This is a genomic window from Iodobacter arcticus, assembly GCF_042664895.1.
Lineage (GTDB): Bacteria > Pseudomonadota > Gammaproteobacteria > Burkholderiales > Chitinibacteraceae > Iodobacter > Iodobacter arcticus.
The window spans coordinates 24,770-37,191 of the sequence record NZ_JBHTBQ010000031.1 but is presented as its reverse complement, the minus strand read 5'-3'; the positions used below and the strand labels follow the sequence as shown (position 1 = coordinate 37,191).

Here is a 12,422-nt window from a genome sequence, read left to right as displayed (position 1 = left end):
GGAAGCTATAGCACTGAAATGCCACCTAATGTGTGTAGATACTGATGCCTTGAAACACCCCCACCCCAAACAGGAACGCTCACAAGCCGTGTTGCAGATGCAAAAATTTAAACTCCTCCTGCCTCATCTCCTGCTAGCCCTGTTTGGCGCGATCAGTGTCTTTTCTTTTGCCCCGCTGTATTTACTCCCCCTCATGTGGTTGTCATTAGCCGCACTCACCTTTGCTATCCAAAAATCTCCTTCCCCTAAAGCAGCTGGGTGGCGTGGTTTTAGTTTTGGGTTGGGATTTTTTCTTGCCAATATCCATTGGATTTTTATCAGCCTAAATACCTTCGGCGGCATGCCTGCGCCTATGGCTGCGGCTGGGATTCTAGTGTTAGCCGCTTATATGGCGCTGTTTCCCGCATTGGCTGGCTGGCTAACACTAAAACTGCCCTGCCCTGATTCACTACGCGTTTTGCTCCTGCCCACAGTATTTATTCTGACGGAATGGCTACGTGGCTGGCTGTTTACAGGCTTCCCCTGGGCGAGCGTCGGCTATTCGCAAAGCCCGATGACGCCGCTTGCAGGCTACGCGCCCATCGGCGGCGTATATCTGATCGGCTGGCTGCTGTGCCTGAGTATTGCACTGATTGTCAGCAAGCCTAAGTGGCTGAAGGGCTGGGGCATTGTGGCAAGCATCTGGCTGGCTGGCTGGGGATTGAACCAGCTGGAATGGACAAAAAAGGTAGGCGCGCCGGTGCGGGTGAGCTTGGTACAAGGCAATATTTCGCAAGCGATCAAATGGGACAGTGCTTTTTACTTAGATAGCCTGAAAAGCTATTTGGAGCTAACGCAAAAAACACGCGGCCAATTGGTGATCTTGCCCGAAACGGCCATTCCTTCTTTTATCAGCGATGTACCAGATTGGTATCCACAAATGCTGCGTGATGCGGTAGCACCGCGCAAAGCAGATTTAATCCTTGGCATTCCGATTTTAGGCAAGCATGAGGCGGAGTATTACAACGCCGTCACGGTGATGTCTGACCCAGCATTACCGCTGTATAAAAAACAGCACCTCGTGCCCTTTGGCGAGTTTATTCCACTGCCGTGGCTATTTAACTGGATCTATCAGTTTATGGATATGCCACTCTCCGGCTTTAGCCGAGGCGCAGTGAAGCAAGCCCCGTTCTCTCTGGCTTCCGGCCAAATTGCCGCCAATATCTGCTACGAAGACGTGTTTGGCCGGGAGATCATCAACGCCCTGCCCGAAGCCACCATGCTGGTTAATCTATCCAACCTTGCATGGTTTGACGGCTCCTGGGCCGCAGCGCAACACGCTCAAATGAGCCAAACCCGAGCATTAGAAACCGGCCGCTATATGCTGCGGGCCACCAATACTGGGGTGACGGCGATTATTGATGAGAAGGGTCGGTTTAAAGGCGTCTTGCCGGAAAGAACAGCGGGCATTTTGGAAGGCACCGCGCAAAACCGCATAGGCATGCCGCCCTATGCTTGGGGAGGGGATTACCCGCTGCTGATTGCTTTGGGGGCCTTATTACTCGGATTGGGCTTGCTAAGGCGGCGCTAGACAGGCGCACTGATTGTCATCCTTATACGCATCAATTTAAGCTTTAAGCCAATGACGTTCGGTGCATTTTTTGTAGGGCGGGTGAAACCCGCCAGACTTTGGCGTGAAATGCTACAAAAGCGGCGGGTTTCACCCGCCCTACGAATAACCCGATCCCTGTAAACATGCGCCATGACAAAGGTCCTATTTGGCGCATATAGGCATAACGACGTTCGCGCCCACTCCTCGCTATCCCCTGGGCATAAAAACTTGCCCACCCTACACGGTTAAATCTTAGACGCTGCAATCAATAGCTGCGTTCCCGCCAGCCTGTCATGCAAAAACCGGCGTTCTTTATCCAGCAAGGCCCATAAAAAAGGCACAAAGAATAAGCCTGTTAACAGCCAAGCCACGATGCGTAAATCGGCATGGTGGCGAGCAAAGATCCAAAAGGGGGCGCAAGGCAGGGTACAAAGCACAACGACGGCAAAACGAATGCCTACTTCACGCCAGCCTAGCGGGCTGCCATCGTTTTTCACCACACAAATATGCCAAGTACGCATTGCCAGCGTTTGCCCGCCGCGCCAGCACCACGCGAAATACACAAAAGCCACCGACATCACCCAAGTAAAATGGAGCGCACTTGCCAAAAGATGATCAGGCAGTGCAGTCACAGGCAAGCCTGTTAGCAGTTGAAACACACCTTGAGACAAACCTCCCGCCAGCAAAACCACGGCAATCAAAAGCAAAAGCTCGTATAAAAAAGCGAACATGCGTCGCCACCAGCCGGCCGGCCCCTTTGTAATCTTCACGAAAAATCCTTGTGGTGCATGGTTATTTTTATGAGCCAAGATAAACCAACGCTCATATTTGAATAGATGTGTTTTTTTAAAACATACGAAACATTTAACTTACGCCAAACAATCCATAAGATTTCATACTATAAATATATTGCTTAGGCACACTCATAAAATGAGTTGATAGAACTAGAATCTATTTTCACACTTAATAAAAGCAAGATTGCGATACTAACAAAGTCAATAAGTTAATAACCAGAAGAACTTGCCATTTATACCGCAGTGCGGTAACTTTCTAGGGCAATATCCAGCCAACAATGCAGGCGGCACTCTACATAGTCAGCCTGCGCCGAAAGATCACCGCCAGCGGACACACACTGGTCGTCAAAACGGGTCACAAACCTGTTTATAGCGGCGGAAGATCCGGTAAATCATTTGCAAATGGATGGCCTTATACCGGCTCCATCCATTTATCTATCGTTCTGACCTAGGGAATACCCATGGAAATTTCGGGCGCAGAGATCATTACGCGCTGCTTGCAAGAAGAAGGGGTTGAATTTATTTTCGGCTACCCTGGCGGCGCAGTTTTATCTATTTACGATGCAATCTTCAAACAAGATTATTTTAAGCATGTGCTGGTTCGCCATGAACAAGCCGCCGTACATGCTGCCGATGCTTACTCCCGCTCTAGTAAAAAGGTGGGCGTAGCGCTGGTTACATCCGGCCCAGGTGCCACCAATGCGATTACCGGGATTGCCACCGCCTATATGGATTCGATTCCTATGGTGGTGTTTTCCGGCCAAGTTGCAACTGATGCGATTGGCCTAGATGCTTTCCAAGAAGTAGATATGGTTGGCTGCTCACGCCCAATCGTAAAACACAACTTCTTGGTAAAAGACATTCGTGATCTAGCACCCACCATTAAAAAAGCCTTTCACCTCGCCACCACAGGCCGCCCTGGCCCCGTAGTGATCGATGTGCCTAAGGATATTGCAGCGAATAAAACTGAGTTTAACTACCCAGCATCGGTAGCGATTCGCAGCTACTCCCCACCTACCAAAGGGCATCCTGGCCAGATTAAAAAAGCGGCGCAGTTACTTGGTGAAGCCAAGCGCCCGTTTCTGTATGTGGGCGGTGGAGCCATCTTAAGCAACGCCAGTGCCGAGGTGACAGAGCTTGCTAAATTGCTCAATCTGCCATGCACGAACACCCTGATGGGCCTAGGTGCGCTAGATGGTACAGACCCGCACTTTGTTGGCATGCTAGGCATGCACGGCACATATGAAGCCAATATGGCCATGCAGTACAGCGATGTCATCATTGCGATTGGCGCACGCTTTGACGACCGCGTTATTTCCTCGCCAGAGCACTTCCTTTCGCAAACTAAAAAGATTGTGCATATCGATATCGACCCATCGTCGATTGCCAAGCGCGTAAAAGTCGATGTGCCTATCGTTGGCGATGTAAAACATGTATTGATCGACCTGATCGCCATCTTGAAAGAAACTGGTATCAAGCCACAGGCCGATGCTCTGGCCGCTTGGTGGAAGCAGATCGAAGAATGGCGCAAGCCGCAAAGCCTTTGGTACGAGCAATCTGATCTCGTCATCAAGCCGCAATTTGTGGTGCAAAAGCTGTGGGAAGTCACCGGTGGCGACGCCATCATTACTTCCGACGTGGGCCAGCACCAGATGTTTGCCGCACAATACTACCCATTTAAACGCCCACGTCAGTGGATTAACTCGGGTGGGCTGGGCACTATGGGCTTTGGCCTGCCTGCAGCGATGGGCGCTCAACTGGCGAACCCAGATGCGATCGTCGCTTGTATTACCGGCGAAGGCTCGATCCAGATGAATATCCAAGAGCTTTCAACCTGTAAGCAATACCATATTCCGACCAAGATTATTAATCTGAACAACCGCTATCTAGGCATGGTTCGTCAGTGGCAGCAGTTCTTTTACGGCAATCGCTATTCCGAGTCCTATATGGATGCGCTGCCTGACTTTGTAAAACTAGCCGAAGCCTATGGCCACGTTGGTATGAAAATCGAAAAACCTTCGGATGTAGAGCCTGCACTACGCGAAGCATTTAGCGACAAGCTAAAAGATCGCCTCGTGTTTATGGACTTTATTACTGACCGTGAAGTCAACGTTTTCCCTATGATTCAAAACGGGAAAGGCCTGAGCCAGATGGATTTACCACCGCATATGCGTGATATGCAATTGGTGCCCTTTGAAAATAACCGTGATTACGGCAATCTGTGCTGAGAGGAGATAAAAATGCGACATATTCTTTCAGTACTGATCGAAAACGAAGCAGGTGCACTATCCCGTGTGACTGGCTTGTTTTCAGCGCGTGGCTACAACATCGACTCGTTAACAGTGCAAACCACTGAAGACACAACGATGAGCCGGATGACCATCGTCACCCATGGCTCTGAAGACGTCATCGAACAAATCACCAAACAGCTCAACAAGCTGGTCGAAGTGGTGAAAGTGATCGACCTGAACGAGGCTGATCACATCGAGCGTGAACTGATGTTGATTAAAGTACGGGCAACCGGCAAGGAAAGAGACGAGATGAAGCGGATGGCGGATATTTTCCGTGGCCGCATTATCGACGTCACAGAAAAAGCCTATACCGTAGAGCTAACCGGAACAGGCGAAAAGCTGGATGCCTTTATCAAGGCACTTGATCCAGCCGCCATTCTGGAAACCGTACGCACCGGCGCCTCTGGCATCGGTCGCGGCGAGCGTATTTTAAAAGTTTAATTGAGTGTGGCCGTTGCCATTCTCAGATCAAAATCAAACACCTAGACAGGAATTCAGCCATGAAAGTTTTTTACGATAAAGACTGTGATCTTTCCATCATCAAATCCAAAAAAGTAGCCATCATCGGTTACGGCTCGCAAGGCCATGCCCACGCTTGCAACTTGCAAGAATCTGGCGTTGATATCGTGGTTGGCCTACGTAAAGGCTCGGCAACTGTTGCTAAAGCTGAAGCACATGGCTTAAAAGTAACTGACGTAGCGACTGCTGTTGCCTCTGCCGATGTAGTGATGATTCTGACCCCCGATGAATTCCAGTCAAAATTATACAAAGACGAAATCGAGCCGAACATCAAGCAAGGTGCAACATTGGCTTTTGCTCACGGTTTTGCGATTCATTACAACCAAGTTGTGCCACGCAAAGACCTTGACGTGATCATGATCGCGCCAAAAGCACCGGGCCATACTGTACGTTCCGAATTCGTTCGTGGCGGCGGCGTACCTGATTTGATCGCTATTTACCAAGACGCATCGGGCAAAGCCCGCGATATCGCGATGTCTTACGCTTCAGGCGTGGGTGGCGGTCGCACAGGGATTATCGAAACCACATTCAAAGACGAAACCGAAACCGATTTATTTGGTGAGCAAGCGGTATTGTGTGGCGGTGCGGTTGAGCTGGTTAAAATGGGTTTTGAAACACTGGTTGAAGCTGGCTACGAGCCAGAAATGGCTTACTTCGAGTGCTTGCACGAGCTGAAATTGATCGTTGATCTGATGTTCGAAGGCGGTATCGCCAATATGAACTACTCGATCTCGAACAACGCAGAATACGGCGAATACGTGACTGGCCCTAAGGTCATCAACGAAGAATCCCGCAAAGCCATGCGCCAAGCACTGAAAGACATTCAAAACGGCGAATACGCGAAGAAATTCATCGTTGAAGGTGCAACCAACTACCCATCCATGACCGCTTACCGCCGCAATAACGCAGCGCACGGCATTGAAGTAGTCGGTAACAAACTGCGCGCCATGATGCCTTGGATTCAAGCGAACAAGATTGTTGACCAAACCAAGAACTAATTGGCCTTGATTTAAGACGCAAAAGCCAGCTTTCGAGCTGGCTTTTTTTTGGAACAATGATGCCCACACTTGAAACCCCTCGCCTCACCCTCAGCCCCTTTAGCTTTGACGACGCGCCAGCAGTGCAAAAGCTCGCTGGTGACTTTACCATTGCCGATACCACCGCCACCATTCCTCACCCCTACCCCGATGGCGCCGCCGAAAGCTGGATCGCATCCTCCGCCAGCCTGTGGCTGGTACAACAAACGCTAGCCCTCGCCATACGCCGCAAAGAAGATAGAGCCTTGCTAGGTGCCATCAGCCTATTTGCCATCCTGCCCGAGCACCGAGCCGAGCTAGGCTACTGGATAGGCAGACCCTTCTGGGGCAAGGGCTATGCCAGCGAGGCGGGTCACGCAATCCTAGAATTTGGCTTTACCGAGCTAAAACTCACACGCATCCACGCCGAACACCTCGCCAGAAACCCGGCATCCGGACGTGTTATGGAAAAACTAGGATTTACGCAGGAAGGTGTATTACGGCAACACGCGATTAAATGGGGCAAGCCAGAAGATAAGGTTTGCAGAGGGATTTTAAGGGGGGAGTGGCAGAAAATAAATCAAACAGTGCGATAACTTAGGCATTTTTATCAACAAAGTACTCCATAACGATGATATCGCTGGACTGATAAGACTCTACTCCAGTCCAAGCGGCTTACTAAAAAATATAGAAATAGTAATTATTTTTCAAATTAAAGCCAGAATAAATAAAGCAGAGGAATACACTTTATATTATTCGCAAGATACTTAAACTAAAAAAATACCCATAAATTAACGGGTATACCAGCGTAAAAATATCGAAATCACAACTGATGTAATGGCACCAGTCATCATAGTCAATTTCACCCCCTGAAAGTCTGTAATCCAGAAGCCACAAACCACAGCAAATATACTTCCAGCAAAACCAAGGGCAAGCACATAGATAATTACCTTAACTTTGCGTAAACGGGTTGCCAGTATGCCCGTAAGAAGAGCTGGTAATCCCCCCAGAAAATAAAACATCATCAATATGCCCAAATAGACATAAGCTATAGAAGTAGCCTCCTCCCGTGGCAGAGATGATCCTCCAAAACCGGTCCCATCAAATATTTTATGAACATTCATTATAAATAGAAAAACAACCCCACCCAACGGAGGAGCAAATAATAAAAACCACAGCCATTCCAGTTTCAAAACTTTTTTTGGCTTTTCTAAGCAATCAGTACTCATGACAAAACCCTAGTTAAAATAAATCAATAACTTAAAATTTACGGACATATTAATTCAACAATTCCCCACATGTTTCACCCATAAAGCGGACCACTTAACCACACCATGCGCATTCGGTCGTGTTTAGCCAGCCCCAAGCGCTGAGCTGAGGGTCAAGCCAGCTAATAATCTCTTCACTCGCGGTGTACTGCTCAATGAGTGCAGGGGCAAGCCACAAAAGTGGCTCATGATGAAATACACGATTCCTAAGATCTCGAGCTTGGTTAAGTGCGGACGAAATAGTGTGACGCTGACGGATCGACTTTGGGCAACAAGGAAACACCAAACGCAAATCTTTCCAGAGGATAGCTTGAAATGTCGTATTAAATAATGAGGTCCAAAAACCAAACGTTAATTCAGCGACGATTTTATCGGCAGAAAGCACGTCCTTCTTTCTAGCTAATTTAGCCTTTGTATTCGCAATTTCTTTATTCTGCCAATTAAACTCCGCAGCTCCAAGCCAAGCTTCCCACCAATCAATACGACCATAGTGCTTGCTTAATCGGGTATTGATGCCATTTCTTAGCGCAATCTCAAGCACATTCAGCATAGGTATCATCGCCTCGGCTAAAAGTAAATTATGGGCATAAGCTTCAGCGGCTTTATCAGCATCTTGACCAAAAAATCGGTAATATCGGCCCAATCTTGCCGCTGAGAAATGACGCTCTAATTCACTCCAGTTCATCGCTTATCATCTTGTGATGTTTGAATAATTAGCTATCTCAATGATATACTACGCATGCAGCCCTAGGCTAAGTCCTCTTCCAGCCACCATACTGGTAATGACACTAGGTTAGTTCTGACCACCATCCGTGGTGGTCACCTAATACAAGACAAACCCGCCATCGAGGCGGGTTTGTTATTTCTAGTGCAAGCATCAATCTCCCATCTTCTCCCCCATCTGCACCGCTTTTTCTGCAGCCCAATCGGCATTGAGCTGGCAAGTGCCTTCAGGGAACAGCATCACTACGGTGGAGCCAAGCAGGAAGCGGCCCATTTCTTCGCCTTTTTTCAGCTGGATATCCTGGCCAGCATAATCCCATTTTCTGACGGTCTTGCTTCTTGGCGGATTAACAATGCCATGCCAAACCGTCGCCATGCTGCCGACGATGGTCGCCCCTACCAGTACCAAGGCGAAGGGGCCAAAGTCAGATTCAAACATGCAGACCACGCGCTCATTGCGGGCGAATAAGCCATCTACGCCACGGGCGGTCACTGGGTTTACCGAGAACAACTCACCCGGCACGTAAATCATTTGCGTCAGTCGGCCATCACAAGGCATGTGGATGCGGTGGTAATCACGCGGGCTAAGGTAGATATTGGCAAAGCTGCCATTGATAAAGGGCTTAGCCAACGCACTATCGCCACCAAGCAGCGCCGTTGCACTAAATTCCTTACCCTTGGCTTGGAAAATTTGCTCTAGTTTAATCGGCCCAAGCTGGCTTATTTTGCCATCTACCGGGCAGACAAAACGCGCGGCGTGAATAGGGCGTGCACCGGGCTTTAAAGCACGGGTAAAGAATTCATTAAAGGTGGCAAATGCGGCAGGATCGGCATCTGCGGCTTCGCTCATATTGACTTTATATTTGCCAATAAACCAACGAATTACCCACTGGCTAAGACCCCCCGCTTTTAAATTTGCACCTGCCCCAGCCAAAGCCGTGAGTGCAAGTTTAGGTAGGACGTGTTGCAATAGAACGAACAGGCGCTCTGACACAGGCGTATCCCCAGCATAAATCAAAGCGCAGATTATACACGGCGCATGAACTATCGACCCGCTACTGTGTCAGCTACAATTCAAACTCAATATGTCTCAAGGCTGGATTTATGCAAGCTAAACGCCCGATCAACTTCCGCCGTCAGGGCATCTATTTGCTGCCCAATCTATTCACCCTTGCCGCGCTATTTGCTGGCTTTTACGCCATTGTGCAGGCGATGAATAAGAATTTTGATCAGGCCGCAGTCGCTATTTTTATTGCTATGGTGCTCGATGGCTTGGATGGACGAGTTGCCCGCCTAACCCATACGCAATCTGAATTTGGTGCGCAGTTTGATTCGCTGTCCGATATGGTGAGCTTTGGTGTGGCACCGGCACTGGTCGCCTATGAATGGATGTTGCGCGATTTTGGCAAGCTAGGTTGGATCACCGCATTTATCTATTGTGCAGGCGCAGCAATGAGGCTGGCGCGCTTTAATGCCAATATTGAAGTGGTTGATAAGCGCTGGTTTCAAGGCCTGCCATCGCCTGCTGCTGCGGCCATGGTGGCGGGCTTGGTGTGGATTAGCCATGAATATGCAGAAGAGCTGACCCCCATCAGCGGCGCACTGCCCTATCTGGCTTTGGTCTTCACCCTGTTCGCAGGGCTATCCATGGTTTCTAATGTGCGCTTCTGGAGCTTTAAAGAGCTGCATATGCGCAAAACTGTGCCCTTCTTTGCCCTGCTCATTACCACACTGATTTTATTGGTGATCGTTGCTAAGCCACCACTCATGCTGTTTTGCGTGTTTATTGGCTACGGCATCTCGGGTTATGTGTATTGGCTTTATCGCTGGATTAAGCCACTAAAGCCTGCAGATTCAACAGATACTCTTCCTGAGGCATAACGATCAACGCTTAGATGAAAGCCGATGCCCACGCCTATAGGCATCAAGCTAAGATCTTATGCCACAAACCGTAGAGAGCAATAAGTCTGAGACTTTATCCAGACGCATTGCGCCGCGCGTTCCCCTGCCACCATGCGGCGTAATAAAGCCAAGCAAAAAACGCTTGGCTTTATTAACGCCCTACTTAATAGCAACTCACACTCTTCGTGCTGCCCGCGTGGGCATTAAAACTTGCCCACCCTACACCGCCGCACTCAACAATTAGACATTAAGTCTAATTTTCAACAATAAACCACATATTTTTCGCTAAAAACAAATAACACCCACAAATTATTTGACACATTGTCGCACCATGGCTAACCTTAAGTACATAAACCTTGAGGAGATAGCCGTGGAATTAGACATTGAACGTCTAATCGCTGATTTTGGTGGACCAAGCGTATTAAGTGAGGCGCTCAATAATCTGTTTCCGGATGAGGTCATCTCACGCGCTGCCATCTACAAATGGCGTGAACGCGGCAGTATTCCGCTCAGTGCCACCAATAAGCTGGCGCAACTGGCGGCTCATCAAGGCAAAAGCTTCAATATTCAGTATTACTTTTCAGCTACAGCACCCACATCTGAGAGAACTGGCATGAGCGATCGTTTGTATATTTTCGACACCACCTTGCGCGACGGCGAGCAGTCCCCCGGCGCTTCGATGACTAAAGAAGAGAAAATCCGCATTGCCCGCCAGCTAGAAAAACTCGGCGTAGACATTATCGAAGCAGGCTTTGCCGCAGCCAGCCCCGGCGATGCAGACGCCATCAAGGCCATTGCCAGCATTATCGAGCACTCCACCGTCTGTTCTTTGGCACGCGCAAATGAAAAAGATGTGCGTGCCGCAGGTGAAGCCATCAAGCCCGCCAAACATGGACGGATCCATACTTTTATTGCGACCAGCCCCATTCATATGGAGCACAAATTGCGCATGACACCCGATCAGGTGGTCGATGCCGCAGTAAAGGCCGTCAAAATTGCTCTGGAATACACTGATGATGTGGAGTTCTCAGCCGAAGACGCCGTGCGCTCGGACATGGATTTCTTAATCCGTATTTTTGACGCGGTGATTCAGGCCGGTGCAAAAACCATCAATGTGCCAGATACCGTGGGCTACAGCATTCCATCAGTATGGGCGGAGCGAATGCGTGAATTGATTGCCCGCGTACCGAATTCCAATAAGGTGATTTGGTCGACTCACTGCCATAACGATTTGGGCATGGCGGTGGCGAACTCTTTGGCAGCAGTGCAAGCCGGTGCGCGCCAAGTTGAATGCACCATCAACGGCCTTGGCGAGCGAGCGGGTAACGCCAGCTTAGAAGAAGTAGTGATGGCGGTGCGCACACGTAAAGATTTGTTTAATTTAGAAACCGGCATTGATCCGGTGCAAATTGTGCCGACCTCTAAGCTGGTTTCCACCATTACCGGCTACCCAGTGCAGCCCAATAAAGCGATTGTGGGCGCGAATGCCTTTGCTCACGAATCCGGCATCCACCAAGATGGCATGCTTAAAAACCGCGAAACCTATGAAATCATGAGTGCGGAATCGGTAGGCTGGAGCACCAATCGCCTGACTTTGGGCAAATTGTCTGGCCGCAATGCGTTCAAAACCAAACTGCACGAATTGGGCATCGATTTATCCAGCGAAGAAGCACTCAATGCCGCCTTTGCCCGCTTTAAAGAATTGGCCGATCGTAAGCGCGAAATTTTTGATGAAGACTTACATGCGCTGGTTTCTGACGAAATGGTCGTCATTGAGCAAGAGCACTTTAAACTCACTTCCTTAAAAGTGGTTTCAGAAACAGGTGAAATGCCATCCGCACATATAGTAATGAGCGAAGACGGCACAGAAAAAAGCGCAGAATCGAGCGGCTCCGGCCCTGTGGATGCGGTATTCAAAGCCATCGAAATCATGGCCAATAGCGGTGCAGAGTTACAGCTTTATTCGGTGAATGCGATTACCCAAGGTACGGATAGCCAAGGTGAAGTGACCGTGCGTTTAGAAAAACTGGGACGCATCGTCAACGGACAAGGTGCAGACACCGACATTATCGCCGCCAGCGCCAAAGCGTATATCTCGGCGCTGAATAAGCTGCACAACAAAGAAACGCGTATTAACGCACAAGGCCCCGTTTAATACTGCGCAAAACGCTGACTTAAAAAGAATTCAATACAAAACCGAGATACGGCAGGCCAATCAGCCCAGCCGTCAGGGACGCTTCACTCAAGCCATCCCTAATCTGCTACAGCAGGGCCACGAGTCTTGTGATGGGCAGACACTCAAAACAAAAGGCCAGAAA

General features: G+C 49.2%; 11 protein-coding genes. 7 read left to right on the top strand and 4 right to left on the bottom strand.

The features are described 5' to 3' along the window. The first annotated feature begins 97 nt into the window (after positions 1-97). Positions 98-1,570: an apolipoprotein N-acyltransferase gene (gene lnt, locus ACFQNF_RS13960; RefSeq protein WP_380188550.1), complete on the top strand. Its 1,473-nt coding sequence runs from the start codon at positions 98-100 to the stop codon at positions 1,568-1,570. Positions 1,571-1,836: 266 nt separating this feature from the next. Here the strand turns inward: lnt and ACFQNF_RS13955 are convergent, their stop codons facing one another. Beyond that, positions 1,837-2,361, bottom strand: coding sequence for an RDD family protein (locus tag ACFQNF_RS13955; RefSeq protein ID WP_380188549.1), 525 nt, complete (start codon positions 2,359-2,361; stop codon positions 1,837-1,839). A 485-nt stretch (positions 2,362-2,846) separates the two neighbouring features. Between ACFQNF_RS13955 and ilvB the strand changes: the two genes are divergently transcribed. The 4 genes from ilvB to ACFQNF_RS13935 are packed head-to-tail and all read left to right on the top strand — an operon-like array spanning position 2,847 to position 6,807. Further along, a complete protein-coding gene (gene ilvB, locus ACFQNF_RS13950) occupies positions 2,847-4,613 on the top strand; it encodes a biosynthetic-type acetolactate synthase large subunit (RefSeq protein WP_380188548.1) in 1,767 nt (588 codons plus the stop codon). Between the two features lie 12 nt (positions 4,614-4,625). After that, positions 4,626-5,117, top strand: coding sequence for an acetolactate synthase small subunit (ilvN, locus tag ACFQNF_RS13945; RefSeq protein ID WP_046351917.1), 492 nt, complete (start codon positions 4,626-4,628; stop codon positions 5,115-5,117). Positions 5,118-5,176: 59 nt separating this feature from the next. Next, entirely contained in the window at positions 5,177-6,193 is a 1,017-nt protein-coding gene (ilvC, locus tag ACFQNF_RS13940; RefSeq protein WP_046351916.1) for a ketol-acid reductoisomerase, read from the top strand. Between the two features lie 56 nt (positions 6,194-6,249). Then, entirely contained in the window at positions 6,250-6,807 is a 558-nt protein-coding gene (locus ACFQNF_RS13935; protein ID WP_380188547.1) for a GNAT family N-acetyltransferase, read from the top strand. A 195-nt stretch (positions 6,808-7,002) separates the two neighbouring features. Here ACFQNF_RS13935 and ACFQNF_RS13930 read toward each other — a convergent pair whose 3' ends face one another. The 3 genes from ACFQNF_RS13930 to asd form a co-directional block, all read right to left on the bottom strand. Next, a complete protein-coding gene (locus tag ACFQNF_RS13930; protein ID WP_380188546.1) occupies positions 7,003-7,440 on the bottom strand; it encodes a hypothetical protein in 438 nt (145 codons plus the stop codon). A 94-nt stretch (positions 7,441-7,534) separates the two neighbouring features. Further along, positions 7,535-8,164 carry a hypothetical protein gene (locus ACFQNF_RS13925; RefSeq protein WP_380188545.1) on the bottom strand — a complete coding sequence of 210 codons (630 nt, stop codon included), beginning with the start codon at positions 8,162-8,164 and terminating at the stop codon, positions 7,535-7,537. A 192-nt stretch (positions 8,165-8,356) separates the two neighbouring features. Next, on the bottom strand, positions 8,357-9,196 hold the full coding sequence (gene asd / locus ACFQNF_RS13920; protein ID WP_380188544.1) for an archaetidylserine decarboxylase: 840 nt from the start codon (positions 9,194-9,196) through the stop codon (positions 8,357-8,359). Between the two features lie 110 nt (positions 9,197-9,306). Between asd and pssA the strand changes: the two genes are divergently transcribed. Continuing rightward, entirely contained in the window at positions 9,307-10,083 is a 777-nt protein-coding gene (gene pssA, locus ACFQNF_RS13915) for a CDP-diacylglycerol--serine O-phosphatidyltransferase (RefSeq protein WP_380188543.1), read from the top strand. Between the two features lie 391 nt (positions 10,084-10,474). Beyond that, on the top strand, positions 10,475-12,259 hold the full coding sequence (locus tag ACFQNF_RS13910) for a 2-isopropylmalate synthase (protein ID WP_380188542.1): 1,785 nt from the start codon (positions 10,475-10,477) through the stop codon (positions 12,257-12,259). The last annotated feature ends 163 nt before the right edge of the window (positions 12,260-12,422 follow it).

Excerpts from the sequence above, each read along its gene's own strand:
- lnt (WP_380188550.1), top strand. The coding sequence starts at position 98 with ATGCAAAAATTTAAACTCCTCCTGCCTCATCTCCTGCTAGCCCTGTTT.
- ilvB (WP_380188548.1), top strand. The coding sequence starts at position 2,847 with ATGGAAATTTCGGGCGCAGAGATCATTACGCGCTGCTTGCAAGAAGAA.
- ilvN (WP_046351917.1), top strand. The coding sequence starts at position 4,626 with ATGCGACATATTCTTTCAGTACTGATCGAAAACGAAGCAGGTGCACTA.
- ilvC (WP_046351916.1), top strand. The coding sequence starts at position 5,177 with ATGAAAGTTTTTTACGATAAAGACTGTGATCTTTCCATCATCAAATCC.
- ACFQNF_RS13935 (WP_380188547.1), top strand. The coding sequence starts at position 6,250 with ATGATGCCCACACTTGAAACCCCTCGCCTCACCCTCAGCCCCTTTAGC.
- ACFQNF_RS13930 (WP_380188546.1), bottom strand. The coding sequence starts at position 7,440 with ATGAGTACTGATTGCTTAGAAAAGCCAAAAAAAGTTTTGAAACTGGAA.
- ACFQNF_RS13925 (WP_380188545.1), bottom strand. The coding sequence starts at position 8,164 with ATGAACTGGAGTGAATTAGAGCGTCATTTCTCAGCGGCAAGATTGGGC.
- pssA (WP_380188543.1), top strand. The coding sequence starts at position 9,307 with ATGCAAGCTAAACGCCCGATCAACTTCCGCCGTCAGGGCATCTATTTG.